The 23,528-nt window shown below is 70.6% G+C and carries 25 protein-coding genes and 3 tRNA genes; 8 read left to right on the plus strand and 20 right to left on the minus strand.

Annotated elements, in window-relative coordinates:
• The first annotated feature begins 26 nt into the window (after positions 1 to 26).
• Both FS641_RS14375 and FS641_RS18475 read left to right on the plus strand, forming a co-directional pair.
• A complete protein-coding gene (locus FS641_RS14375; protein WP_144764986.1) occupies positions 27 to 479 on the plus strand; it encodes an SRPBCC family protein in 453 nt (150 codons plus the stop codon).
• 68 nt (positions 480 to 547) lie between these two features.
• On the plus strand, positions 548 to 730 hold the full coding sequence (locus FS641_RS18475; RefSeq protein ID WP_260855845.1) for a hypothetical protein: 183 nt from the start codon (positions 548 to 550) through the stop codon (positions 728 to 730).
• A gap of 74 nt (positions 731 to 804) precedes the next feature.
• On the opposite strand, the gene FS641_RS14385 is transcribed toward FS641_RS18475, so the two are convergent.
• On the minus strand, positions 805 to 3,324 hold the full coding sequence (locus FS641_RS14385; protein ID WP_144764987.1) for an ATP-dependent Clp protease ATP-binding subunit: 2,520 nt from the start codon (positions 3,322 to 3,324) through the stop codon (positions 805 to 807).
• Positions 3,325 to 3,490: 166 nt separating this feature from the next.
• Here FS641_RS14385 and FS641_RS14390 point away from each other — a divergent pair, with 166 nt between their 5' ends.
• Positions 3,491 to 4,450 (plus strand): NAD(+)/NADH kinase, encoded by a 960-nt coding sequence (locus tag FS641_RS14390; protein ID WP_144764989.1) that lies wholly within the window; start codon positions 3,491 to 3,493, stop codon positions 4,448 to 4,450.
• A 168-nt stretch (positions 4,451 to 4,618) separates the two neighbouring features.
• On the opposite strand, the gene FS641_RS14395 is transcribed toward FS641_RS14390, so the two are convergent.
• The 5 genes from FS641_RS14395 to lysS all read right to left on the minus strand — a co-directional run bounded on the left by FS641_RS14395 (position 4,619) and on the right by lysS (position 8,275).
• Positions 4,619 to 5,680, minus strand: coding sequence for a sigma-70 family RNA polymerase sigma factor (locus tag FS641_RS14395; RefSeq protein WP_144764991.1), 1,062 nt, complete (start codon positions 5,678 to 5,680; stop codon positions 4,619 to 4,621).
• Positions 5,681 to 6,020: 340 nt separating this feature from the next.
• Positions 6,021 to 6,149, minus strand: coding sequence for a hypothetical protein (locus FS641_RS18480; protein WP_260855846.1), 129 nt, complete (start codon positions 6,147 to 6,149; stop codon positions 6,021 to 6,023).
• A gap of 99 nt (positions 6,150 to 6,248) precedes the next feature.
• Positions 6,249 to 6,401: a hypothetical protein gene (locus FS641_RS18175; protein WP_186317779.1), complete on the minus strand. Its 153-nt coding sequence runs from the start codon at positions 6,399 to 6,401 to the stop codon at positions 6,249 to 6,251.
• A 115-nt stretch (positions 6,402 to 6,516) separates the two neighbouring features.
• Positions 6,517 to 6,720 carry a hypothetical protein gene (locus FS641_RS14400; RefSeq protein ID WP_144764993.1) on the minus strand — a complete coding sequence of 68 codons (204 nt, stop codon included), beginning with the start codon at positions 6,718 to 6,720 and terminating at the stop codon, positions 6,517 to 6,519.
• Positions 6,721 to 6,748: 28 nt separating this feature from the next.
• Positions 6,749 to 8,275, minus strand: a complete 1,527-nt coding sequence (lysS, locus tag FS641_RS14405; RefSeq protein ID WP_144764995.1) for a lysine--tRNA ligase — start codon at positions 8,273 to 8,275, stop codon at positions 6,749 to 6,751.
• Between the two features lie 162 nt (positions 8,276 to 8,437).
• Here lysS and FS641_RS14410 point away from each other — a divergent pair, with 162 nt between their 5' ends.
• Positions 8,438 to 8,665 (plus strand): hypothetical protein, encoded by a 228-nt coding sequence (locus tag FS641_RS14410; protein WP_144764996.1) that lies wholly within the window; start codon positions 8,438 to 8,440, stop codon positions 8,663 to 8,665.
• Positions 8,666 to 8,686: 21 nt separating this feature from the next.
• Here FS641_RS14410 and FS641_RS14415 read toward each other — a convergent pair whose 3' ends face one another.
• The 11 genes from FS641_RS14415 to tilS all read right to left on the minus strand — a co-directional run bounded on the left by FS641_RS14415 (position 8,687) and on the right by tilS (position 18,280).
• Positions 8,687 to 9,064: a hypothetical protein gene (locus FS641_RS14415; protein WP_144764998.1), complete on the minus strand. Its 378-nt coding sequence runs from the start codon at positions 9,062 to 9,064 to the stop codon at positions 8,687 to 8,689.
• A gap of 94 nt (positions 9,065 to 9,158) precedes the next feature.
• Positions 9,159 to 9,851 (minus strand): Rossmann-like and DUF2520 domain-containing protein, encoded by a 693-nt coding sequence (locus tag FS641_RS14420; protein WP_144765000.1) that lies wholly within the window; start codon positions 9,849 to 9,851, stop codon positions 9,159 to 9,161.
• Positions 9,848 to 11,659 carry a PH domain-containing protein gene (locus tag FS641_RS14425; protein WP_144765002.1) on the minus strand — a complete coding sequence of 604 codons (1,812 nt, stop codon included), beginning with the start codon at positions 11,657 to 11,659 and terminating at the stop codon, positions 9,848 to 9,850. The genes FS641_RS14420 and FS641_RS14425 overlap by 4 nt, the downstream gene beginning before the upstream one ends.
• Positions 11,660 to 11,667: 8 nt before the next feature.
• Entirely contained in the window at positions 11,668 to 12,189 is a 522-nt protein-coding gene (locus FS641_RS14430; protein ID WP_144765004.1) for a PH domain-containing protein, read from the minus strand.
• A 19-nt stretch (positions 12,190 to 12,208) separates the two neighbouring features.
• Positions 12,209 to 12,685, minus strand: coding sequence for a DUF3180 domain-containing protein (locus FS641_RS14435; RefSeq protein ID WP_144765006.1), 477 nt, complete (start codon positions 12,683 to 12,685; stop codon positions 12,209 to 12,211).
• A complete protein-coding gene (gene folK / locus FS641_RS14440) occupies positions 12,682 to 13,257 on the minus strand; it encodes a 2-amino-4-hydroxy-6-hydroxymethyldihydropteridine diphosphokinase (protein WP_144765008.1) in 576 nt (191 codons plus the stop codon). Before folK ends, FS641_RS14435 begins: the two co-directional genes overlap by 4 nt.
• Positions 13,254 to 13,649, minus strand: coding sequence for a dihydroneopterin aldolase (folB, locus tag FS641_RS14445; protein WP_144765010.1), 396 nt, complete (start codon positions 13,647 to 13,649; stop codon positions 13,254 to 13,256). The genes folK and folB overlap by 4 nt, the downstream gene beginning before the upstream one ends.
• Positions 13,646 to 14,569 carry a dihydropteroate synthase gene (folP, locus tag FS641_RS14450; RefSeq protein ID WP_144765012.1) on the minus strand — a complete coding sequence of 308 codons (924 nt, stop codon included), beginning with the start codon at positions 14,567 to 14,569 and terminating at the stop codon, positions 13,646 to 13,648. Before folP ends, folB begins: the two co-directional genes overlap by 4 nt.
• Before the next feature lie 6 nt (positions 14,570 to 14,575).
• The gene (ftsH, locus tag FS641_RS14455) at positions 14,576 to 16,561 is read right to left on the minus strand and encodes an ATP-dependent zinc metalloprotease FtsH (protein ID WP_144765014.1); all 1,986 of its coding nucleotides are present in this window, start codon (positions 16,559 to 16,561) and stop codon (positions 14,576 to 14,578) included.
• A gap of 138 nt (positions 16,562 to 16,699) precedes the next feature.
• Entirely contained in the window at positions 16,700 to 17,251 is a 552-nt protein-coding gene (gene hpt, locus FS641_RS14460; protein WP_144765016.1) for a hypoxanthine phosphoribosyltransferase, read from the minus strand.
• A gap of 9 nt (positions 17,252 to 17,260) precedes the next feature.
• Entirely contained in the window at positions 17,261 to 18,280 is a 1,020-nt protein-coding gene (gene tilS / locus FS641_RS14465) for a tRNA lysidine(34) synthetase TilS (RefSeq protein ID WP_144765018.1), read from the minus strand.
• A 64-nt stretch (positions 18,281 to 18,344) separates the two neighbouring features.
• On the opposite strand from tilS, the gene FS641_RS14470 reads away from it, so the two are divergent.
• Positions 18,345 to 18,836 carry an inorganic diphosphatase gene (locus FS641_RS14470; RefSeq protein ID WP_144765020.1) on the plus strand — a complete coding sequence of 164 codons (492 nt, stop codon included), beginning with the start codon at positions 18,345 to 18,347 and terminating at the stop codon, positions 18,834 to 18,836.
• A gap of 144 nt (positions 18,837 to 18,980) precedes the next feature.
• Here the strand turns inward: FS641_RS14470 and FS641_RS14475 are convergent, their stop codons facing one another.
• Together FS641_RS14475 and FS641_RS14480 are read right to left on the minus strand one after the other, a co-directional pair.
• Positions 18,981 to 20,447: an NlpC/P60 family protein gene (locus FS641_RS14475; RefSeq protein WP_144765022.1), complete on the minus strand. Its 1,467-nt coding sequence runs from the start codon at positions 20,445 to 20,447 to the stop codon at positions 18,981 to 18,983.
• 32 nt (positions 20,448 to 20,479) lie between these two features.
• Entirely contained in the window at positions 20,480 to 21,793 is a 1,314-nt protein-coding gene (locus FS641_RS14480) for a peptidoglycan DD-metalloendopeptidase family protein (RefSeq protein WP_144765023.1), read from the minus strand.
• A 300-nt stretch (positions 21,794 to 22,093) separates the two neighbouring features.
• Here FS641_RS14480 and FS641_RS14485 point away from each other — a divergent pair.
• From FS641_RS14485 to FS641_RS14495, 3 genes are all read left to right on the plus strand, one after another.
• Positions 22,094 to 22,166 (plus strand) — tRNA-Glu (locus FS641_RS14485).
• Positions 22,167 to 22,228: 62 nt separating this feature from the next.
• Positions 22,229 to 22,305 (plus strand) — tRNA-Asp (locus FS641_RS14490).
• Position 22,306: 1 nt separating this feature from the next.
• Positions 22,307 to 22,379, plus strand: a tRNA-Phe gene (locus FS641_RS14495).
• 68 nt (positions 22,380 to 22,447) lie between these two features.
• On the opposite strand, the gene FS641_RS14500 is transcribed toward FS641_RS14495, so the two are convergent.
• Positions 22,448 to 23,458, minus strand: a complete 1,011-nt coding sequence (locus FS641_RS14500; RefSeq protein WP_144765025.1) for an aldo/keto reductase family protein — start codon at positions 23,456 to 23,458, stop codon at positions 22,448 to 22,450.
• Positions 23,459 to 23,528: the final 70 nt, after the last annotated feature.

Here is a 23,528-nt window from a genome sequence, read left to right on the forward strand (position 1 = left end):
AGCATCACCGGCCTACCGTCGGGTACATGCCCCAGATCATCGAGACCATCGACGTCAACGTCCCCGTCAGCGCCGCCTACGGCCAGTGGACCCGGTTCGAGGAGTTCCCGCACTTCCTCGACGAGGTGGAGAAGATCGTCCAGGTCGACGACACCACCACCGACTGGACCGTGAAGGTCGCCGGACAGGAGCGCCAGTTCCGCGCCGTGATCACCGAGCAGCACCCCGACGAGCGGGTCGCCTGGACGGTCAAGGACGGCGAGACCGACCACGCCGGCGTCGTCACCTTCCACAAGCTCTCCGACAACGAGACGCGTGTCACCGCCCAGATCGACTGGCAGCCCTCCGGCTTCCTCGAGAAGCTCGGCTCCGCGGTCGGCGTCGGCGGTCACGCCGTCAAGAAGGACCTGCAGAACTACAAGGAGCGCGTCGAGTCGGCACCCACCGACGCCGGCTGGCGCGGCGACGTCCAGGCCTGATCCGGACGGTCCACGACGAAGCCCCCGTGCTGGGAACGGCACGGGGGCTTCGGCGTACCGTCCGGCACATGGACAAGGAAACCAACCCGGAACACCGCGAGGACAACGGGTCCCTCGCTGATCTCAATGACGAGTCGATCGGGCGCCCCTTCGACCAGACCAACGGTCTGGCGGACGGACTGACCGGTGACTCCGACGGCACCGCCGACAGCGACGTCGCGAGCGACGCCGAACGAGGTGACCAGCTCTGAGCTGGTGACCCCGGAACAGACGGGAGGCTCGGTGCCAGCTGGCACCGAGCCTCCCGTCTGTCTGTGGTCGCGTCCTAGGACTCGATCTCGCCCTGCGGCGCCTCCGGCGCCTTCTCGAGCGACGGCGCACCGGCCAGGACCTCTTCGCGGCCCGGCTGACGCCCGGTCTCGAACTCGAACTTGCCCTCGCGGAAGTCCACCTTCACGTGGTCGCCCGCGGTGAGCTCGCCCTGCAGGATGTGCTCGGACAGCTGGTCCTCGACCTCGTGCTGCATGGCACGGCGGAGCGGACGAGCACCGAGGGCGGGGTCGAACCCGACCTTGATGAGCTGCTCCTTCGCCGGCAGGGTCAGCTCGACGGTCATGTCGCGGTCGAGCATGCGGTCGGACAGGCGCTTCACGAACAGGTCCACGATCTGCAGCAGTTCGGACTGCGACAGCTGCGGGAACACGATCGTGTCGTCGACGCGGTTCAGGAACTCGGGCTTGAAGTGCTTCTTCAGCTCCTCGTTCACCTTGGCGCGCATCCGGTCGTAGCCGACACCGGAGTCACCCTCGACCTGGAAGCCCACCGGGCCACCGGCGATGCCCTGCGAACCGAGGTTCGTGGTCATGATGATGACGGTGTTCTTGAAGTCGACCACGCGGCCCTGACCGTCGGTCAGGCGACCCTCTTCGAGGACCTGCAGCAGCGAGTTGAAGATGTCCGGGTGGGCCTTCTCGATCTCGTCGAACAGGACCACGGAGAACGGCTTGCGGCGCACCTTCTCGGTGAGCTGGCCGCCCTCCTCGAACCCGACGAACCCGGGAGGGGCACCGAACAGACGCGAGACGGTGTGCTTCTCACCGAACTCTGACATGTCGAGGGAGATCAGCGCACCCTCGTCGTCGAAGAGGAACTCGGCCAGTGCCTTCGCGAGCTCGGTCTTCCCGACGCCGGTGGGGCCGGCGAAGATGAACGAGCCGGAGGGACGGTTCGGGTCCTTCAGGCCGGCACGGGTGCGACGGATGGTCTTGGACAGGGCCGAGATGGCCTCCTCCTGACCGATGACGCGCTCGTGGAGGGCCTTCTCCATGAAGACGAGGCGCGAGGTCTCCTCCTCCGTGAGCTTGAACACCGGGATGCCGGTGGCCTGGGCCAGGACCTCGGCGATGATGCCCTCGTCGACGGTGCCGGACGCGGCGACGTCACCCGCACGCCACTGCTTCTCGAGGCGGAGTCGCTCACCGAGGAGCTTCTTCTCCTCGTCACGCAGGCTCGCGGCCTTCTCGAAGTCCTGCTCCTCGATGGCGGCTTCCTTCGACCCGCGGACCGTCGAGATCTTCTCGTCGAACTCGCGGAGCTCCGGCGGCGCCGACAGGATCGACAGGCGCAGGCGAGCGCCGGCCTCGTCGATCAGGTCGATGGCCTTGTCGGGCAGGAAGCGGTCCTGCACGTAGCGGTCCGCCAGGTTCGCCGCGGCGACGATGGCGCCGTCGGTGATGGACACCTTGTGGAACGCCTCGTACTTGTCGCGGAGGCCCTTGAGGATGTTGATCGCGTGCGGCAGCGACGGCTCGTTGACCTGCACCGGCTGGAAGCGGCGCTCGAGTGCGGCGTCCTTCTCGAAGTGCTTGCGGTACTCGTCGAGCGTGGTGGCACCGATGGTCTGGAGCTCACCGCGGGCGAGGAGGGGCTTGAGGATCGACGCGGCGTCGATCGCGCCCTCGGCGGCACCGGCACCCACGAGGGTGTGGATCTCGTCGATGAAGACGATGATGTCGCCGCGGGTGCGGATCTCCTTGGTGACCTTCTTCAGGCGCTCCTCGAAGTCACCGCGGTAGCGGGACCCGGCGATGAGCGACCCGAGGTCGAGCGAGTACAGCTGCTTGTCCTTGAGCGTCTCGGGCACGTCGCCCTTGACGATCGCCTGGGCGAGGCCCTCGACGACGGCGGTCTTGCCGACGCCGGGCTCACCGATCAGGACGGGGTTGTTCTTGGAGCGGCGGGAGAGGATCTGCATGACCCGCTCCATCTCCTTCTCGCGCCCGATGACCGGGTCGAGCTTGGCGTCGCGCGCGGCCTGGGTGAGGTTCCGACCGAACTGGTCGAGGACCTGCGAACCCTGCTGGGCGTTCTGCTGCTGCTCGCCGCCGACGGCGACCGCTTCCTTGCCCTGGTACCCGGACAGGAGCTGGATGACCTGCTGACGGACGCGGTTGAGGTCCGCGCCGAGCTTGACGAGGACCTGGGCTGCGACACCCTCGCCCTCGCGGATGAGACCGAGGAGGATGTGCTCGGTCCCGATGTAGTTGTGGCCGAGCTGGAGCGCTTCGCGCAGGGACAGCTCGAGGACCTTCTTGGCGCGCGGCGTGAACGGGATGTGCCCGGTCGGCTGCTGCTGGCCCTGCCCGATGATGTCCTGGACCTGCTCGCGGACTGCGTCGAGCGAGATGCCCAGCGACTCCAGCGCCTTGGCGGCGACGCCCTCGCCCTCGTGGATGAGGCCGAGGAGGATGTGCTCGGTGCCGATGTAGTTGTGGTTGAGCATCTTCGCTTCTTCTTGAGCGAGGACGACAACACGACGGGCTCGGTCGGTGAATCTCTCGAACATGTGCTCTCCCTTGCCGGGCTCGTGGGAGCTCGGTGACGTACATCGAGACTAACCAGCGCACCCCCGGAGGGCTGCCCCTGTTCGCCGTGGGCGTGACCTCGATGTCCGCGGGCGGCACAGCGCGCGACCGACGTGTCCCGGAGGTCGGACCGGTAGCATCCGGGACATGGAGCAGCCCGTCGTCGGCCTCGTCGTCCACCCGAGCAAGAACGTCCAGGAGTCGGTGACGACCCTGCAGCGCTGGAACTCCTCCGGCGCCGGGCGGCTCATCGCCCGCCGGATCGACGCCGCACGCATCGATGGGTCCATCGACGTGGTCGAGGACGACGAGTTCACCGCCACGGTCGACCTGGTCGTCGCGCTCGGCGGCGACGGGACGATGCTCGGGGCCATGCGCCTCGTCGCCAAGCGCCCGGTCCCGGTGCTCGGCGTCAACTACGGCAACGTCGGGTTCCTCGTCGAGATCGAGCCGCCGGAGCTCGAGGCCGCGCTCGAACGCCTCTCCGCCGGCGAGTACCAGCTGGAGCCGCACCACGCACTCGAGGCCGTCCTGTCGTGGAGCGGGGCGAAGACCGAGTACCTGGCGTTCAACGACCTGACCGTCATCCGTCGCCCCGGTGCCGGGCAGGTCTCCGCGGACCTCAGCGTCGGCGGGTTCGGCTACGGGTACTACCGGGCAGACGCCATCGTCGCGGCGACGCCCGCCGGCTCCACCGCGTACAACTACGCGGCAGGCGGCCCGGTCCTCTCCCCCGCGCTCTCCGGCTCCGTCGTGACCCCGGTCGCCCCGATGGCGGGGATCGACCGCGCCGTGGTCCTCGCCGCACGGGAGCGCTACCGGTTCGAGATCGCCGAGGGGACCAGGAGCGCGGCGATGGAGGTCGACGGGCTCGTCGTCGGCGAGGTCGCCACGGGTGCACAGATCGACCTGCGGCTCCGGAAGGACGCCGGCAGCGTCGTGCGGCTCGACGCCGAACGGCACGGACGCACCGGTCGACTCAAGCTGAGCCTCCTGGACCTGCCGGTCCGACCGGACCAGCTCGTGGAACTCATCCCGAGCGACCTCCGGCAGAAGCTCCGACGCGACGTCGAGGACCAGAAGGCCCGACGCGACACGGAGGAGTGACCCCGGCCAGGTGCGGCGCGGGCTGCCACGCGGTCCCCGACATGCGAGCGGCCCGCCCGAGCATCGCTCGGACGGGCCATCCCATCACCCCACCAGATCGTCTTCCCACAGAACGACCCGGTTCCCCCAGCCGGCACCCGTGCGGGCGACGGCCGAAGCGTTGCCGACCTACTCGGTCAGGTAGAGCTGCATGTCCTGCGACACGGCCTTGGCGAACAGGCGCAGCTTGGCGCGCGACTCGACCCGGCTGACCGCCTGGCGCGTCGTGTGCACGATCTTCGAGATCTCGTCGAGGGTCATCGGCTTGTCGTCGTCGAGGCCGTAGCGCATGCGGATCACGTTCGCCTCGTCGCTCGGCAGTTCGGCGACGATCGAGCGGATGTCGCGGTGCAGCAGGGTCGTCTCCGTGAGCTCGTTCGGCGACGCCGCGTCCTCGTCCTCGATGAAGTCACCGAGTTCGCTGTCGTCCGAGTCGCCGACGACGGTGTGGATCGAGACCGGCTCGTGCGAGCGGCCCTTGAGGTCGACGAGTTCCTCGACCGACATGCTCAGCTCGGCGGCCACTTCCTCCGGCATCGGCGCGCGGCCGAGGTCGACGGTGAGGTCACGCTCGGTGCGCGAGATCTTGTTGATGAGCTCGACGGTGTGCACCGGGATGCGGATCGTCCGGGCCTTGTCGGCGAGACCACGCGAGATGGCCTGGCGGATCCACCAGGTGGCGTAGGTCGAGAACTTGTAGCCCTGCGTGAAGTCGAACTTCTCGACAGCACGGACCAGACCGAGGTTGCCCTCCTGGATCACGTCCATGAAGGGGAGCCCACGCTGCGAGTACCGCTTGGCGATGCTCACGACGAGGCGGAGGTTCGAGGTGATCATGCGCTCCTTGGCGCGCTCGCCATCCCGGACGAGCCACTTCAGCTCACGCTGCAGGGACTTCGCCAGGCCCTGCTCGGTGGCGAGCTTCTCGCCGGCGAAGAGCCCGACCTCGATGCGTCGGGCGATGTCTGCCTCTTCCTCGGCGGTGAGGAGGGCGAGGCGGCCGATGTGGCGGAGATAGTCGCCGACCTGGTCGACCGATGCGCCGCGGACTCCGGCGAGCTGCTCGTCTGCTTCGACCTCGGTCGTCGCGGCGTCGAGCGTGGTGCTCTCGACCTTGACCGACTCGGTCTTCGCGGTTGCCTTCTTCGTCCGGCGCGAGGCGGTGCTCGGTGCTGCCGTTGCGATCGTCATGTGACTCTCCCTGCATTCGACGGTGATGGCGGTGGTGGGGTGGTCACTAGTGAAGCGGTCCGGGGGTGTACCCCACAAACCCGGTGGATCGATTCCCAGGCTTCTCCGTGCTTCGTCATGGGGAATGCACTCCGAGGGGTACAGCGCGCGGCCGTCCTGACTCCGTCAGAACCGCGGCATGACGCGGATCGCCCCGGTTTTCCGGCGGTTCATCGATGTTTCCCGCGTGTTGCCGAGGTTGTACCCCGTACCCCTGCGCTTCGCGGACAACGCAGAAAGGGGTACGTCGACCAGGATCTGAAAGATCCGATCTCCGTACCCCGAAACGACGCGAACGGCGTCACCAGGAGGGTTCGAGCCACCCCCGCTGCTTCGCCGTCTCGTGGTCGGCGTCGCGGTCGTACTCGTCGTACTCGCTCTCGATGTCGCCGACCAGGCTGCGCGAGCGGAACAGATGCGTGATGGACATGCGGACGATGCTCACACCGGCGGGCAACGGCCACGTGAACGCACGGTGACGGTGGGCGTCGATGTGGTGAAGGGCGTCCGCCGCGGGCACGAGGGCCGCTCAGACGTCGATGTCATCGTCGTCCTCGTCGTCCCACGCGGAGTCGTCGCGAGCGGGATCGGGCACGGCGGGGTGTCCGAAGGCGTCCTCGGGGTCCGTCTCCGCCGGGTCGTCGTCAGGAGGCGTCGGGGGCAAGGCGGGCATGGCGGGCATGGCGGGCATGGTCACACCGCGGGGTGAACACCGGGTGACGGTGGACGCCAGGCCCGCGCCACACCGAGCGCCAGCGCCGGCGCCGGCGCCGGGCGACGGCGACCCTCGAGCTCGGCTACTCGGCGGACGTCGGCGCGGGGGCCGGGACGCCGTGCTCGCGCTCGAACCGGGCGCGCTCCTCGGCCTCGACCTTGGCGTAGGCGGAGCGCTCCGTGCGGTCGGCCCGGAGGATCGCACGCATCACGAACCAGAAGACCAGGCCGACGACGACGGTCGGCGTCAGGGCGAAGATGATCCCGGTCACGACTCCATGCGGCACCCGAGCATCCTAACCCCGCGGTCTGCGGCTACTTGACGAGCGGGAACAGGATCGTCTCGCGGATCCCGAGTCCGGTGATCGCCATGAGCAGACGGTCGACGCCCATGCCCATGCCACCCGACGGCGGCATCGCGTGCTCGAGCGCCCGGAGGAACTCCTCGTCGACCCGCATCGCCTCGAGGTCCCCGCCGGCTGCGAGCTTCGCCTGCTCGATGAACCGCTCGCGCTGCACGACGGGGTCCACGAGCTCCGAGTAGGCCGTGCCGAGCTCGAAGCCCCGGACGTACAGGTCCCACTTCTCGACCACGCCACGTCGGGTGCGGTGTTCCCGTGTCAGCGGCGACGTGTCCACCGGGAAGTTCATGACGAACGTCGGCGCCCAGAGCCGGTCGGCGTTGAAGTGCTCCCACAGCTCCTCGACGTACTTGCCGTGCGTGGCGTGCGCGACCTCGACGCCCTCGGCCTCGGCCAGCGCCTGCAGCTCGGCGAGCGGGGTCTCCGGCGTGATGGTGCGCCCGGCTCGTTCGGACAGCGACTCGTACATGTCCAGACGGGCCCACTCGCCGCCGAGGTCGTACGTCGACCCGTCGGGCAGCGTGACCTCGAGCGACCCACCGGTCACGGCGCGGGTCGCGTTCTGCACGAGCTCCTGCGTCAGGTCGGCCATCTGCTCGTAGTCGCCGTACGCCTGGTACGCCTCGACCATCGCGAACTCGGGCGAGTGCGACGAGTCGGCACCCTCGTTGCGGAAGTTGCGGTTGATCTCGAAGACACGGTCGATCCCGCCGACGACGGCCCGCTTGAGGAAGAGCTCCGGCGCGATGCGCAGGTAGAGCTCGGTGTCGAACGCGTTCGAGTGCGTGACGAAGGGCCGGGCCGAGGCACCGCCGTGCTGGGTCTGCAGCATCGGCGTCTCGACCTCGAGGTACTCGTGCCCCGTGAACGTCTGGCGGAGCGACGCCATCACGGCGGCGCGGGCCCGGACGGTCGCACGGGCCTGGTCGCGGACGATGAGGTCGAGGTAGCGCTGGCGGACCCGCGTCTCCTCGCCGAGTTCGTTGTGCAGGTTCGGCAGCGGCAGGATCGCCTTCGCCGCGATGGCCCACTCGTCGACCATGATCGACAGCTCCCCGCGGCGCGAGGAGATCACGCGCCCGTGGACGAACACGTGGTCGCCGAGGTCGACGAACTCCTTCCAGCGCGCCAGTGACTCGTCGCCGACCTCGGCCAGGGACACCATCGCCTGGATCCGAGCGCCGTCGCCGGACTGCAGCGTCGCGAAGCAGAGCTTGCCGGTGTTCCGCGAGAACACGATGCGGCCGGCGACGCCCACCACGTCGTCCGTCTCCGTACCCGTCTCGAGGTGCTCGTACTGCGCGCGGACGGCCGCGATGGTCGTGTTGATCGGGAGTTCGGCGGGGTAGGCCTCGATCCCCGCCGCGAGCAGTCGCGCCCGCTTGTCGAGCCGGACCTGCCGCTGCTCGCTCGTCTCCTGCTCCGCCAGTGCGGCGGCGTCGGCGGTCGCGGTGTCGGTGGTGGCGGTCTCGTCGGTCATGCGGTGCGGCTCCGGAGGTCGTGGGGGATCGCGTCGATGCTACCCGCCGTCGTGTGCTCGACCGGAACCGAAGACGGCAGCGGCCCGACGAGGACACCGACCGTGCACGGCGGATCCCTCCGGACATCGCGGCTGACGATGTGCTCCGCGCATAGCAAGGTCGTGAACCACAACGTACTCATCCCGGTCGCCGTCCCACTCCTCCTCATCGCACTCTGGTCGCCGACAGCCCAGCCCGGCGACGACCCGCTCGCACAGGTCCGGAAGCTGACCGGCGGTGTGAGCAAGGTGTTACGACGTCGCGATGAACTGAGCGAGGTTCAGTTCGACGTCACCGACCATGCACGGCGTGGGTTCCGACACGTCCTCGGCACCGACGAACAGCCATGACCGAGGCTGCCGCTCCGTCACTCAGCCGCCGGAGCTCCCCGATGCCCCGGAACTCGCCGATGCCCCGAAGCCCCCGAAGGCCCCGACCGGCGGCCGCCCCCGCGACCGCAACACGAGCATCGTCACCGATGACCCGACGTACGCCGCAGCGACGAGCAGCACGACGGCGCTGCCGAGGACGTCGAACACACCGCTCGTGCTCGCCCGCGCGAACAGACCGTCCGCGACGAAGTACGCCGCCAGCAGGAACCCGGCGAGCGGCCGCGCCGTCATCCGCCACCACGCCCGCGGCGCACCCACCGGCTCGGCGTCGCCACGGAACAGGCGCACACCGACCAGGACCATCGCGGCGAGCCCGAGCGCGGACAGGAACGGCACCGCACGGTCCGGGAGCCCCACGGCCCACAGGAGCAGGGCGAGGAGTCCACGACGGTGGCGCCGACGACGTACCCGATCTTCGCCGGCACGGTCGTGATCCGGATGCCCGACGTCGTCACAGCGTCGACTGCCCGTCGGCGGCGGCGAGCGCGTTGTCGACGGCGGACCGCACGAGCGCCCCGAGCACGCGGCCGGGGTGCTCCACGCCGATGCCGGAGAGCGTCCCGGCGGACTGGTCCACGATCGCGGTCGAGAAGCTGACGGCGGCGCGCACGGCGTCGGCGTACGCGGGCCGGTCCTGCTCGGTGACGACGAACGGTTCCGCCCCCATCTCGACGACGAGCGCCTGGGCGATGGGGAGCACCGGCGACGGTGCGGTGACGGCGCAGTACGCGTCGCGGAGCCGCGCGAGGTCGACGCTCGTCCCGGTGAAGGCCATCGCGGGGTGGATCGCGAGCGGGATCGCGCCAGCGGCGAGCGCCGGACGGAGGACCTCGACGCCGTGGTCGGGGCTCGTGTGCACGACGAGCTGCCCGGGCTGCCAGATCCCGGCGTCGGCGAGCCCCTGCACGAGGTCGGCGAGCTGGTCGTCCGGCACCGCGAGCACCACGAGTTCGCTGCGCTCCACGAGCGCGGGTGTCTCGAGGACGGGGACGCCGGGCAGCAGCGCCTCGGCCCGGTCGACGCTCGACGCGGACACGGCGGTGATCCCGACGATCGCGTGTTCGGCGTTCGCCAGGGCCGCGCCGAGGACCGGTCCGACGCGTCCGGCGCCGACGATCCCGACGCCGAGTCGCCCGGCCCTCATCGCACCGCTCCGACCGGCGGCACGGCGCGCCACCCGACGGGAGGCTCGGCGCGGCCCGCCCCGGGAGCGTCACGCCCGCCGGGTGCGCGCGTCCACGACACCTGCTCGGTCGGGCGCGCGTCCGTCGGTCGCGAGGGGGTACCGGCCCAGGGGGAACCGGCAGGTCCCGAGGGGGTACCGGCCCAGGGGGCACCGGACCCCGACCGCCACCGGTGCGACGTGTCGGTCGCCGCCGCCTCGACGGCCAACCGGGCGGCCTCGGCCCACAGCCCCTGCGCGTCCCGCGCGTCGATCGCTCCGACGGTGGCGTTCACCGGACCCGAGACGGTCTGCACGTGCACCGACGCGAGCCGCAGCACCCGCTCGAGCGGCCCCTGCGACACCTTGACGCTCTGCACCCGCGGCAGCGGCACCACGACGAGCGAGCGCCAGACGGCACCGAGGCGGAGCAGGACGGCACCCTGCACGAACCGGAACCCGTTGCGCCGGGCGGAGAGCGGTCGCAGCCACCGGCCCCGACGCGGCGAGTGCGTGAAGCCGCCCTGGTCGCCCGTCGTGGTGAGGCTGTCGTCGACGACGCTCACGGCCTCGGCGGAACCCTGGCGCATCCGGTCCATCGAGGCGGCCGGCCCGACGACCGCGGACCCGACGAGCGTCGGCAGGATGATCTCGAGCACCTGCCGGACGTCGGCGGCGGTGCCGACGGGCAGCACGATCGACGACGCCTGCTGGTTGTTCGACGCCCCGTTGCCCGCGTTCGTGGCCCGGTTGATGCGCACGTCCCACCAGCCGAACGGCCGCCAGAGCAGCGGCTGCGCGACGCTCACGGCGTGGATGCGCCCGGGTGGGAGGGTCTCGTTCGTCGTCGAGACGAGCCCGAACCCGATCCGGATGCCGTCCCGGGTGTCGGCGATCGTGTACTGCAGCGACCGCGAGAACTTCCGGACGTAGTAGCCGCCGGCGCCGACCACGGCCGGGAACAGCGTGACGAGCAGGAAGTACTGCCCGGTGAGGGCGATGCTCATGATGATCGCGACGATGACGACGACGAGGACGACCGTCGTGCTGGACAGCAGCATCGACGCGATGAGGCGTCCTGGCTGCACGCGGACCACCCGGGTCGCGTGCACGGCCGACTCGTCGAGCTCCGGGGAGAAGAACTCGTTCACCCGGTCGGCGACGAGCCCCGCGCTCCGCCGCTCGCCCGGCCCGCCATCGTCGTCCTGCGCGCCGGACGCGAGCACGAGGATGCGCTGCCGGAGGTCGTCAGCGGCCTTCGCCCCGAGGTACGCGAGCTGCACGTTGGCGTCGTTGCCGGACTGCGCGATCTCGAGTCGGGCGGTGCCGAAGATCCGCGGCACGAGGGGCCGGGTCACGTTGATGCCCTGGATCCGGTCGAGCCGGGCCTTGCGGTGGTTCCGGAAGACCACGCCGGAGCGCACCTCGACGATCTCGCCCGTGACCCGGAACTCGTGCATGCGCCAGGAGACGTAGAACAGGCCGATCAGCACGACCACGAACCCCGCGATGCCGAGCAGCACCCACCCGACGGCGCCGTGCTCGTACACGTAGCGGACCGGGTCGCCCTCCTCCGCGGGACCGTCCGCGCCGGGGATGAACATGTTCACGACGGTGTCGCGGAGGTTGTTCAGCACGAAGCCGAGCACCAGGATGAGGAAGAGCCCACCGCGGAGCAGCGGCGTGAGCGGGTGCAGGCGGTGCCACTCGCCGTCGGTGAGGGGCGCTGCCGCGGCGGCGTTCCCGCGACGCGGCGGTGCCGGGGGCGGTGGAGCTGGTCGGAACGTCACCGGTCCCCCTACAGCCCGGCGCGACGGGACTCGGCGAGTTCGACGAGCCGGTCACGGAGGTCGTCGGCGTCCTCGGCGGGGATGCCGGGGACGCGGACGTTCGTCGACGCCGCTGCGGTGACGAACTTCAGCTCGCTCATGCCGAGCGCCCGGTCGAGGGGCCCGCGTGCGACGTCGACGAGCTGCAGACGGCCGTACGGCACCGCCGTGAAGCGCTGCCACATCAGGCCCCGGCGGAGGACGAAGTCGTCCTCGCGGAGGGCGTACCCGATGGCGCGGACCCGACGGGGCGTGAGGACCGCGGTGATGAGCGTGGCGATGCCGACCGCGATGCCGACCAGGGTCCAGACGATCCCGGCGACCTGCCCGAAGCCACCGGTGACGACGCCGATGAGCACGCACCCCGCGGTCACGACGACACCGGCGAGGACGGTCTGCACGAGCTCCGTCCACACGAGCTTGGCGGACACCCGGGTCCACGTGACGCCGGTCAGACCGAGACCCGGCTCGTCGAGTCGTTCGCGCGGCATCTGGGCCCCTCCTGGTGTCTCAGTTCGCCGTGGTGCCGCCCTGCTGGTCGTCACGATCGTCGTCCGGCGGGACGATGCACATGCGCTCGGCGACGAGTGCACACACGGTGAGCACGATCCCGCCTCCGACCGCCACGGCGTTCGGCAGGGTCGAGCCTAGCGAAGGCACCACCGAACGGGTCAGGAGGTACACGATGAGCCCGAGTGCGAAGCCGCCGAGGAGCGCCCCGATGATGCTCGACGCCTTCGCGAGCACCACGACCCGGGTCGCGTAGAGCGGGTCGACGCGGCGGTCGGCCTTCCCCTTGACGTGCCGGCGGACCGGGACGGCCATCACCACGAGGGCGATGCCGATGAACGCCAGGGTGAGGCCGAGCGGGGCGCCGAGGATGAGCGTCGGGGACTGCCGTGACGCCAGTGCGGCGTCGAGGGCGAACCCGCCGACCGCCGCCACGACGGCGACGCTGATCAGGGTGGAGGCGCGGGTCGGCTTCACGGGGTCCTTCCGGTCGACGAGGTGGGGGACGGCCTGGAGGCACGGGTCGGCCCGTCGAACAGGCGCGGCTCGTCGACGCGCTCGGTGTCGTCGCCGAGTGCGGTCAGCAGGTCGGCGACGCGTCCGACTCCCGGCAGCGTGGCGTCCGGGTCCGCGTCGAGCCAGGGCGCGAGCACGAAGGCCCGCTCGTGGGCGCGGGGGTGCGGCACGGTGAGGGTGGCGGTGTCGACCAGCACGTGCGTGCCGTCGGCGTCCGTGAGGGCCACGACGTCGAGGTCGAGCGTGCGGTCGCCCCAGCGGACCTCGCGGGTACGGCCGTGGGCGTCCTCCACGCGGTGCAGGGCGTCGAGGAGCTGCTCGGGGGTCAGCGCGGTGTCGACCACGACGACGGCGTTCCGGTAGCGGGGCTTGTCCGTGTCGAGGCCGTCGACCGTCAGCGCGACCGACTCCACCTCGTGGCTCGACGACACCGGCTCGACATCCGGGAGCGCCGCGATCTCGGCGGCCGCGGCGCGGAGCGTGCTCCCCCGGTCGCCGAGGTTGGCGCCGAGGGCGACGACGGCGCGGATCACGCCGCCCCCGGCTGCCGGTCCGTCGGCCTGTCGGCCAGCGCACGCCGGATCGTGATCGAGACGTCGCTGAAGGGCACCGTGATCGGCGCCTGCGGCTTGTGCACCGTGACCTCCGTCGCGAGCGCGGCCGGGAAGGCCAGCACCGCGGCGGCGATGCGCTCGGCGAGGGTCTCGATGAGGTCCACCGGGTCGCGTTCGATCTCGGCGACGACCTGCTCGGCGAGCACCCCGTAGTGCACGGTGCGGTCGAGGTCGTCGGTGCCGGCGGCGGCACGGGCGTCCACCTCGACGGCGACGTCGACGACGAAGTCCTGCCCGTCGGCGCGTTCGTGGTCGAAGACCCCGTGGTGCCCGCGGGCGCGGACCCCGGTCAGACGGATGGTGTCGTTCACGATCGAGCTGCCCTCCAGGCTTCCCAGACGTCGAGCACCGCACGGGTCGGTGCGGGGTCGTGCACGCGGACGCCCCAGGCCCCGCGCTCGGCGGCGAGGAGGCTGATCGCTGCCGTCGCCAGGTCGCGCTCCGCCGGTGGCGCACCGGCCGGGCTGCCGACACCGTCGAGGAACCGCTTGCGCGACGCCGCGACGAGCACGGGCAGGCCGATCGACGCGAAGCGCTCGTACCCGGCCAGGATCTCCCAGTTCTGCACGCCCTGCTTGGCGAAGCCGAGCCCGGGGTCGATGACGACCTGCTCCTGGCGGACACCGAGCACGATGAGCTCGGCGACGCGCATCTCGACCTCGCGCCGGACCTCGTCCACCGCGTGCTCGTACACGGCGTCGCGGTACATCCGGTCGCTGTGGCCACGCCAGTGCATCACCACGAAGCCGGTGCCCGTGGACGCCACCACGCGGGCCATGTCCGGGTCCGCGAGGCCCCCGGAGACGTCGTTGACGATGGCGGCGCCGAGCTCCACCGCGCGCTCGGCGGTGGCGGCGTTCATCGTGTCGACGCTCACCGCAATGCCCTCGGCGACGAGCTGGCGCACGACGGGCAGCACGCGCTCCTGCTCGACGGCGACCGGCACGCGCTCGGCGCCGGGACGCGTGGACTCGCCGCCGACGTCGACGATGTCGGCTCCGGTCGCCACGAGGTCCCGCGCGTGGGTGAGCGCGGCGTCGATGCCGAGGTGGAGGCCGCCGTCCGAGAAGGAGTCCGGCGTGACGTTGAGGATGCCCATCACGCGCGTCCGCTCGGACGCCGGGGTGGAGCGGTCACGCGGACGGCGCGCGACGACCTCCGGCACCGGTTCCGGTGCTCGGAGGTCGATCGCGGCTCGTCGGCGCGTGCGTCGCGTCGGCAGGTCGGACATAGCGGGCTACGCGGGCGCGATACCCGGGTTGCCGAACGGACGGTGACGACGGGTCTTCGACGGCTCGTCGGTCGGCTCCGCGGCGGTGTTCGCGGCCTTGCCGGGGACGTTGATCGCCGGCAGGTCGCTCACCGGACGCTTGTCGCTCGAGAGCCACTGCGGGCGCTCCGGGAGCTTCCGGACATCCTTGAAGATCTCGAGGAGCTCGGGAGCGTCCAGCGTCTCCTTCTCGAGGAGCTCACCCGCCAGGCGGTCGAGGATGTCGCGGTTGTCGTTGATCACGCGGTAGGCCTCGTCGTGCGCGGCCTCGAGCAGGGCACGGGTCTCGGCGTCGACGGTCTCGGCGATGTTCTCCGAGTAGTCGCGGCCGGTGCCGCCGCTCATGTCGCGTCCGACGAACGGTTCGGTCGAGCCGGAGCCGAGCTTGACGGAACCGACGGCACGGCTCATGCCGTACTCGGTGACCATCTTGCGTGCGGTGCCCGTCGCCTTCTCGATGTCGTTCGACGCACCCGTGGTCGGGTCGTGGAAGACGATCTCCTCGGCGACGCGGCCGCCCATGGCGTACGTCAGCTGATCGAGGAGCTCGTTCCGGGTGACCGAGTACTTGTCCTCGAGCGGGAGCACCATCGTGTACCCGAGGGCACGGCCGCGGGGCAGGATCGTGATCTTCGTCACCGGGTCGGTGTGCCGCATGGCCGCCGCTGCGAGCGCGTGACCACCCTCGTGGTACGCCGTGATCAGGCGCTCCTGGTCGCTCATGATGCGGGTGCGGCGCTGCGGGCCGGCCATCACGCGGTCGACCGCCTCGTCGAGGGCACGGTTGTCGATGAGCTGCGCGTTCGAGCGGGCCGTCAGCAGCGCGGCCTCGTTCAGGACGTTCGCCAGGTCGGCGCCGGTGAACCCGGGCGTCTTGCGGGCGAGGAGCTCCAGGTCGACGCTCGCGGCGAGCGGCTTGCCCTTCGCGTGCACCTCGAGGATCTGCTTGCGGCCCTGCAGGCCGGGGGCGTCGACACCGATCTGGCGGTCGAAGCGGCCCGGACGCAGGAGCGCGGGGTCGAGCACGTCGGGGCGGTTCGTCGCGGCGATGAGGATGACGTTCGTCTTGCCGTCGAACCCGTCCATCTCGACGAGGAGCTGGTTCAGCGTCTGCTCGCGCTCGTCGTTGCCACCGCCGATGCCGGCGCCGCGGTGCCGGCCAACGGCGTCGATCTCGTCGATGAAGACGATGGCCGGGGAGTTCGCCTTGGCCTGCTCGAAGAGGTCACGGACGCGGCTCGCGCCGACACCGACGAACATCTCGACGAAGTCCGAACCGGAGATCGAGTAGAACGGCACACCAGCCTCGCCGGCGACGGCACGTGCGAGCAGGGTCTTGCCGGTTCCGGGAGGGCCGTAGAGCAGCACGCCCTTCGGGATCTTCGCGCCGACGGCCTGGAACTTGGCCGGCTCCTTGAGGAACTCCTTGATCTCGTGGAGCTCCTCGATCGCCTCGTCCGACCCGGCGACGTCCGCGAAGGAGACCTGCGGGTTCTCCTTGTTGTTCATCTTCGCCCGGGACTTGCCGAACTGCATGACCTTCGAGCCGCCGCTCTGGGCGCTCGAGAGCAGGAACCAGAACAGACCACCGATGAGCAGGAACGGCAGCAGCGTCAGGATGAGCGTGAAGAACCAGTTCGACTGCTGGACGGTGTCGTTGTAGCCCTTGGGCAGGTCGGCCTTGGCGACGGCCTCGACGACCTCGGTGCCACGCGGCGTCGAGTAGTAGAACTGCTCGGTGGCGCCGCCGTCCTTGAGGACGAGGTCGACGCGCTGGTCGGTCGAGTTGACCACGGCGGACGAGACCTTGCCGTCGGAGAGCTGCTCGAGGCCCTTCTGGGTGTCGATCTGCTGGGTGCCGGACTGGGAGATGAACGCCCAGCCGATCCAGATCCCCACGAGGGCGATGAGCAGGTAGATGTACGGCCCGCGGAGGATGCGCTTGAAGTTCATGTGACCCGGGTCCCGAGACCCGACACCTTTCTCTGCCGAAGTTGCGTGCTGATCAGCATACGGCGGCGATTCTGTGGCGAGAATGGGTGTCCTCTGCGGGCGAACTCCACGTTCCGCCCGTGGACAGCGGGCCCGGCGTCAGGAGTAGACGTGCGGCGCGAGGACGCCGATGCCGCGCAGGTTGCGGTAGCGCTCGTCGTAGTCCAGGCCGAAGCCGACCACGAAGGCGTCGGGGATGTCGAAGCCGACGTACTTGACGTCCACCTCGACCTTGGCCGCCTCGGGCTTGCGCAGCAGGGCGACGATCTCGACGCTCGCAGCACCGCGGGACGCCAGGTTCTGCTTGAGCCAGGACAGCGTCAGGCCGGAGTCGATGATGTCCTCGACGATGATGACGTCGCGGCCGTGCAGGTCGGTGTCGAGGTCCTTGAGGATCCGCACGACACCGGACGACTTCGTGCCGGAGCCGTACGACGACACCGCCATCCAGTCCATCTTCGCCTGGAGGGTCAGGTGGCGGGAGAAGTCGGCCATCACCATGACCGCGCCCTTCAGCACGCCGACGAGCAGCGGGTCCTTGTCGCCGTAGTCCCGGTCGACCGCGGCGGCGAGTTCGGCGATCTTGTCGTCGATCTGCTCGGGGGTGAAGAGCACTTCGGAGAGGTCGTCCTGCACGTCGGAGAGTTCCACCGCTCCAGCCTAATGCGCCGCGAACGACAGGCGGTCGCCCTCCCGGGACGCCCGGACGCCCGGCAGGTCGATCGGCCCCTGCCCGCGCCAGTCGGTCACGAGTCGGCAGACCTCGAGGGTCTGCACGCGGGTCAGCGTCACGCCGAACTCGCTCGCGACGGCGAGCCGCACGAGCCGCTGCCGGAGCGCCGGCGGGTTCGCCTCGAGCTGCCGGACGGAGAGGGCGATGCCGGCCTCGGAGTGCTCGGCGAGGTCCTCGGCCATCTCCTCGGCGAAGTGGTCGAGCGCCGCGGAGTCCTCGCGGAGCTGGTCGGCCGTCCGCGCCAGCGACTCGGCGACGTCGGCGCCGAGCTCGCGTTCGAGCGTGGGCATCAGCGAGGTCCGGACCCGCACCCGGGTGTAGGCGGGGTCCTCGTTCTGCGGGTCGTGCCACGGCGCGATCCCCGCCGCGGCGCACGCCTGTCGCATCACGTGACGCCGGAGCCCCAGCAGGGGGCGGCCGTAGGCCGGCCCGGACGCGCGCACCGCGAGCGGCGCCATTCCGGACAGGCTGTCCGGACCGCTGCCGCGCAGCAGGCCGAGCAGCACGGTCTCGGCCTGGTCGTCCAGGCTGTGCCCGAACACCACGAGCGGCGACCCCGTGTCGGCCGCGACCTCGGCGATCGCCGCATGCCGAGCCTCCCGTGCGGCGCCCTCCGGACCGCCCGCGGAGCCGACCGTGACCCTGCGGACCGTCACCGGGTCGAGTCCCAGCTCGGCGGCCTGCCGGGAGGCTCGGCTCGCCACCGCCTCGGAGCCCGCCTGGAGCGCGTGGTCGACGACCACCGCGCCGGCGCGGAGGTCCTGCTTCGGCGCCTCGAACGCGGTGGCCGCCGCGAGTGCCAGGGAGTCGGGGCCGCCGCTGAGGGCGACGAGGACCAGGTCGCCGTCGTGCAGGACCGATGCCTCGCGGGCCTGCGTGAGGAGCGTGCGGACCGCGCGACGGGTGTCGGCGACCGCGGGGTCCAGCCGGGGACGCGGAGAGATCACCCGGTAACGTTAGCCGCGCTCTCGGAACCTCCGACAGCCCCAACGACACACCAGGAGTGCAGACATGGCAGCGTACGACGTCGTCGTCGAGATCCCCAAGGGCAGCCGCAACAAGTACGAGGTGGACCACGAGACGGGTCGCGTGTACCTCGACCGCGTGCTGTTCACCTCCTTCGTCTACCCGACGGACTACGGCTTCTTCGAGAAGACCCTCGCGGACGACGGCGACCCCGTGGACGCGCTCCTGCTGCTCGAGTACCCCACCTTCCCGGGCGTCGGCGTCAAGGTCCGCCCGGTCGGCGTCTTCAAGATGAGCGACGAGGCCGGCAACGACGCGAAGGTCCTCGTGGTCCCCGCGAAGGACCCGCGCTGGGCGCACATCCAGGACATCGCGGACGTCGACGAGCAGACGAAGGCCGAGATCGCGCACTTCTTCGAGCGCTACAAGGACCTCGAGCCGAACAAGTGGGTCAAGGCCGAGGGCTGGGGCGACGCCGCCGAGGCCGAGGCCATCGTCACGGCCGGCCAGGCCGCGTACGTCCCCGGCTCGCACTGAGGCCTCCGGGGCGGCTCCGGCCGCCCCCGTCGGGGCGCTGCGCCCCGGCCTCCGGGCAGCTCCCGCCGCCCTCGTCGGGCCGCCGCACCCCGTGACGACGAATGCGCACGCTCCCGCGTGCGCATTCGTCGTTTCCGGGAGCAGTTACAGCGAGCCGCTGGGCCGCGCCACGTAGGGCAGCAGCTGGCTCGGGGTCCAGATCGCGCGCTCGACGACGCCGACGCCGGGGCGGGCGGCCTCGACCATGCGGCCACCGCCCGTGTAGATCGAGTCGTGGTAGCCGCCGCTCGCGGACCCGTTGCTCGAGTAGAACAGGATGTCGCCCGGCTGGCGTTGGGACAGCGGGACCAGGCGGCCGATCGAGGCGAAGTAGTTGTACTGCCAGACGACGTTGTGGCCGCCCGTGGAGATGCCCTGCGAGCTGTAGGCCATCATCACGAGGCCGGAGCAGTCCCAGGTGTTCGGGCCGGCACCGCCGAGGACGTAGGCCTTGCCGAGCTGGGCCCGGGCGTAGGCGATGGCGCCAGCGGCCTTCGACGGCGAGGACGGGGCGGGCGCCGGGGCCGGGGCGGGCGCCGGGGTGCTCGGCTTCGCGGGGGTCGGCGTGCTCGGCTTCGCCGGGGCAGGCGCGGGTGCGGGAGCGGGAGCGGGGTTGTTGCTGCTCGAGCCGCCGCCGGTGTTGCCGCCGGTGTTGCCACCGCCGGAGCTCGGCGCGGTGCCGGTGCCGGTGCCGCCGGTGTTGCCGCTCGGTGCGGTGGAGCCGCCGGCAGCCGATCCGCCGCCCTGGTTCGAGGACGTCTGTGCGGGAGCACCCGCAGCGGCGTCCTTCGTCGCCTGGGCCGCGAGCTGGATCTCCGCCTGCTGCGCGCGCTGGTCGGTGTAGTACGCGCTCTCGGCAGCGACGGTGGAGTTCTTGAGGAACGCGAGCTGCTCGAGCACCTGGTTCTGCTGGCTCTGCGCGTCGTCGAGCTGCGCGTTCGCCGACGCCGCGGTGGCGTTGGCGGCGTCGAGCGCCGACTTCGTCGCGTCGGTGGCCTTGGCGAGCGCCTTCGTCGCGTCCGACTTCTGCGCGGCGAGCGAGTCGACGGTCTTCTGGTCGGCCTGCGCCTGGGCGAGCACCGTCGCCGACCGCTCGGACAGGTGGGACATCGTGCCGACCTGGTAGAGCAGGTCCTTCGCGCTGGAGGCGTCGACGAGCATGCTCGTGGAGAGGTCACCGCCTCCCGAGCGGGAGAGCTCGACGACGAGGGCGGCGACCTGACCGGCGGAGGCGTCCGCCTTGGCCTTCGCCCGCTTCGCCTGGGCGTTGAGGTCGTCGAGCGTCGACTGCGCCTCCTGCTGCTCGGACGCGGCCAGCGAGTACTTCTGCCCGGCCTCCTGCACGACGATGCCCGCCTGGTCCGCGGAGTCCTGCAGCGAGGACAGGCGCGAGGCGAGCTCGTCGACCGTCTGCTGCGTCGCGGCCTGGTCGGCCTTCGCCGCCTGCACGTCGGCCCACGACGGGGCACTCGGTGCGGCTTCCGCCGGTCCGGAGATCGTCACCGAGAGCCCGATGCCGAGCAACGAGACGGTGGCGATCCCACAGGCGAGGGAACGTGCAGGCTTCTTCATGGGGTGTCAGGGCCTCTCGGGCGCGCACACGGTCATACCGAGATCCCCCGCGCTGCCATGAAGGGGACCGGGTCGACGGCGGCGCCGCCCACCCGGGTCTCGAAGTGGAGGTGGCACCCGGTCGACCAGCCGGTGGAACCGACCTGGGCGATCTGCTGCCCGGCGGAGACGTGCTGGCCGCGCGCGACCATGATCCCGCCGTTCACGATGTGCCCGTAGGCGGTGGAGATGCCACCACCGTTGTCGAGCACGACCTCGTTGCCGTAGCCCCCGCCGTTGCCCGCGAAGGTCACGGTGCCGTCGTGGGCCGCGTAGATCGGGGAGTAGCAGGCCGGCGCGAGGTCGACACCCGCATGCAGCGCGTGCGCGTGCGTGTACGGGTCGATGCGGTAGCCGTAGGCACTCGTCTGGTAGCCCGCGCTGGGACGGACCCATCCGGAGGAGTTCGGCGAGCCGCCGCCGGGGCCGCTGCTGCCGCTCCCGGCGCCCTGGCTGCGCGCCTGTGCCTGCTGCGCTGCCGCGGCCTGTGCTGCCGCCTCGGCGCGGGCCTTCGCGAGGGCCGCCTGCCGTGCCTTCTCCTCCGCGACGCCCTTCTCGTACTGGGCCTCGACGTCGGTGGCGTTCGTGGTCAGCAGGGTGAGCTGTGCCTCGAGTCGCGTCTGGTTGTCGTTCTGGGCGTCGACCGCCTTGTCGGCCGCGTCGGCAGCCTCCTGGGCGGCCTGCATCTTCTGCTGGGCCTCGTCGGCGAGGGCGCCGAGTGCCTTCTTCGCGACGTCCGCCTTGTCCGCCAGGGCCTGCGCGGTCCCGCGGTCCTGCGTCGCCTGGGAGTAGATGCCGTCGGCCTGCTCCGTCAGCTTCGACATCGCGCCGAGCTCGTAGAGGTAGTCCTGCGAACCGGACGGGTGCGTCAGGAGGTCCGTCGTGACGTTGTTCGCGCTGGCACGACCGAGCTGCGCGGCGAGCTGACCGGCCTGCTGCTCCGACGCCGCGGCGGTCTTCTCCGCGTCGTCCGCCTGACCCTGCAGGGTCTGCTGCTGGAGTGCCGCCGCGTCGTACTTCGTCTGCGCCGTCTGGTACGCCGTGCCGGCAGCCTCGGCCGACTTCTGCTTCTCGGCCGCCTGCGCCGTGAGGTCCGCGATCAGGCCCTTGATCTCGGTGACCTTCTCCTGCTGGGCAGCCTGCGAGGCCTTCGCCGCCTGGACGTCACTCCAGCTCGGGTAGCTCGCCGCCGACGCCCGGTCGACGGGCGCTACGGCAGCGAGGGCACCGGCGGTGAGCACGACGGCGACCGCGGCCGCGACGAGGCGGCGACGGTGGCTGAGGAAGTGCGGGGATGAGGTCGACATGTGTCTCGATTTCGTAACAGCGCGGCAAGGCTCACGCACGTAACACTGTTAACAGACGCAACAGTAACAACAGGTGCCGGCCCACTCCACCCCTCAGACGAGGGACGCGGACCGACGACGATGGTCCCACTCGACCATCGACGGCGCAGAATCGGAGCACATCGCTCCACCATGAGTGAAGGTGCGAGCGGGTCCGCGGACACCGCGACACGCCGAGGGGACACGCTCGCCGGGCCTCGATTTGTCATCGGGGCGGGGCATCCGTATGCTTGTCCATCGGTAGCGCGATGCACTGCTTGCGGCCCTATCGTTTAGTGGCCTAGGACACCGCCCTTTCACGGCGGCAGCACGGGTTCGAATCCCGTTGGGGTCACTCTCCGGAGTGAGCAAGCACAGCAGGACAGAGCACCACCACAGCAAGTCACAACACAACATGGCCCTGTAGCGCAGTTGGTTAGCGTGCCGCCCTGTCACGGCGGAGGTCGCGGGTTCAAGTCCCGTCAGGGTCGCCACGGCTGGATAGCTCAGTTGGTAGAGCGTTCGACTGAAAATCGAAAGGTCCACGGATCGATGCCGTGTCCAGCCACGGTGAAAGGCCCCTCACGAGAGTGAGGGGCCTTTTTGCGTTGCGGGGCGGCCGCGGCCGCCCCCGGCTCAGGCCTCCCGGGTCTTCGGGCTGCTGTCGTTCGTCTTCGCCGGGTCGCGCTCCACGACAGCGCCGAGGGCGTCGTCGATCTGTGACAGCAACTCGGCCGGGATGGTGACGCCCGCGGCGCCGGCGTTGTCGTGCACCTGCTCCGGTCGCGACGCCCCGATGATCGCGCTGGCGACGTTGTCGTTCTGCAGCACCCACGCCACGGCGAGCTGCGCCATGGACAGATCGAGCTCCTTCGCGATGGGCTGCAGCCGCTGGACGGCGGTGAGTACCTCGTCGTTCATGAAGCGCTTGATCATGTCCGCGCCGCCCTTGTCGTCGGTCGCACGCGACCCCTCGGGCAGCGGCTGACCGGGCTGGTACTTGCCGGTGAGCACGCCCTGGGCGATGGGCGACCAGACGATCTGCGAGATGCCGAGTTCCTTCGAGGTGGGGACGACCTCGCCCTCGATGACCCGCCACAGCGCCGAGTACTGCGGCTGGTTCGAGATGAGCTGGAAGCCGAGCTCCTTCGCCAGTGCTGCGCCGTCGCGGAGCTGGTCGGCGGTCCACTCGGAGACGCCGACGTACAGGACCTTGCCCGCGCGCACGACGTCGGCGAAGGCCTGCATGGTCTCCTCGAGCGGCGTCTCGTGGTCGTACCGGTGCGCCTGGTACAGGTCGACGTAGTCGGTCTGCAGACGACCGAGCGACCCGTCGATGGACTCGAGGATGTGCTTGCGCGACAGCCCGGTGTCGTTGTGGCCCTTCGGACCGGTCGGCCCGAAGACCTTCGTCGCGATCTCGAGCGACTGCCGCCGCTCGCCCTTGAGCGCTTCGCCGAGGACGGTCTCGGCGCCGGTGTTCGCGTAGACGTCAGCGGTGTCGAACGTCGAGATGCCGACGTCGAGCGCTGCCCGGACGCAGGCGATCGCCGCGTCGTTCTCGACCTGAGAGGCGTGGGTCAGCCAGTTGCCGTAGGTGATCTCGGAGACCTTGAGGCCCGAGTTGCCGAGGTAGCGGTACTCCATGTGCGTGTCACTCCTGTCGTGGCCGCGTCGATGCGGCTCGGTTCGTGACGGTAGTCCCCCTCGCCAGCTG

The organism is Curtobacterium sp. 9128, assembly GCF_007673775.1.
Classification (GTDB): domain Bacteria; phylum Actinomycetota; class Actinomycetes; order Actinomycetales; family Microbacteriaceae; genus Curtobacterium.

What these genes read in the sequence shown, in the direction of transcription:
- FS641_RS18480 (WP_260855846.1), bottom strand. Translation starts at nt 6,149, where the DNA reads ATGTCCATCACGCATCTGTTCCGCTCGCGCAGCCTGGTCGGCGACATC.
- FS641_RS14395 (WP_144764991.1), bottom strand. Translation starts at nt 5,680, where the DNA reads ATGACGATCGCAACGGCAGCACCGAGCACCGCCTCGCGCCGGACGAAG.
- FS641_RS14390 (WP_144764989.1), top strand. Translation starts at nt 3,491, where the DNA reads ATGGAGCAGCCCGTCGTCGGCCTCGTCGTCCACCCGAGCAAGAACGTC.
- FS641_RS14420 (WP_144765000.1), bottom strand. Translation starts at nt 9,851, where the DNA reads ATGAGGGCCGGGCGACTCGGCGTCGGGATCGTCGGCGCCGGACGCGTC.
- FS641_RS14475 (WP_144765022.1), bottom strand. Translation starts at nt 20,447, where the DNA reads ATGAAGAAGCCTGCACGTTCCCTCGCCTGTGGGATCGCCACCGTCTCG.
- FS641_RS14480 (WP_144765023.1), bottom strand. Translation starts at nt 21,793, where the DNA reads ATGTCGACCTCATCCCCGCACTTCCTCAGCCACCGTCGCCGCCTCGTC.
- FS641_RS14500 (WP_144765025.1), bottom strand. Translation starts at nt 23,458, where the DNA reads ATGGAGTACCGCTACCTCGGCAACTCGGGCCTCAAGGTCTCCGAGATC.
- FS641_RS14375 (WP_144764986.1), top strand. Translation starts at nt 27, where the DNA reads ATGCCCCAGATCATCGAGACCATCGACGTCAACGTCCCCGTCAGCGCC.
- ftsH (WP_144765014.1), bottom strand. Translation starts at nt 16,561, where the DNA reads ATGAACTTCAAGCGCATCCTCCGCGGGCCGTACATCTACCTGCTCATC.
- FS641_RS18175 (WP_186317779.1), bottom strand. Translation starts at nt 6,401, where the DNA reads ATGCCCGCCATGCCCGCCTTGCCCCCGACGCCTCCTGACGACGACCCG.
- FS641_RS14385 (WP_144764987.1), bottom strand. Translation starts at nt 3,324, where the DNA reads ATGTTCGAGAGATTCACCGACCGAGCCCGTCGTGTTGTCGTCCTCGCT.
- FS641_RS14470 (WP_144765020.1), top strand. Translation starts at nt 18,345, where the DNA reads ATGGCAGCGTACGACGTCGTCGTCGAGATCCCCAAGGGCAGCCGCAAC.
- lysS (WP_144764995.1), bottom strand. Translation starts at nt 8,275, where the DNA reads ATGACCGACGAGACCGCCACCACCGACACCGCGACCGCCGACGCCGCC.
- folP (WP_144765012.1), bottom strand. Translation starts at nt 14,569, where the DNA reads ATGTCCGACCTGCCGACGCGACGCACGCGCCGACGAGCCGCGATCGAC.
- FS641_RS14430 (WP_144765004.1), bottom strand. Translation starts at nt 12,189, where the DNA reads ATGCCGCGCGAACGACTCGACGAGCCGGGTCTCGGTCTGACCGGCGTC.
- FS641_RS18475 (WP_260855845.1), top strand. Translation starts at nt 548, where the DNA reads ATGGACAAGGAAACCAACCCGGAACACCGCGAGGACAACGGGTCCCTC.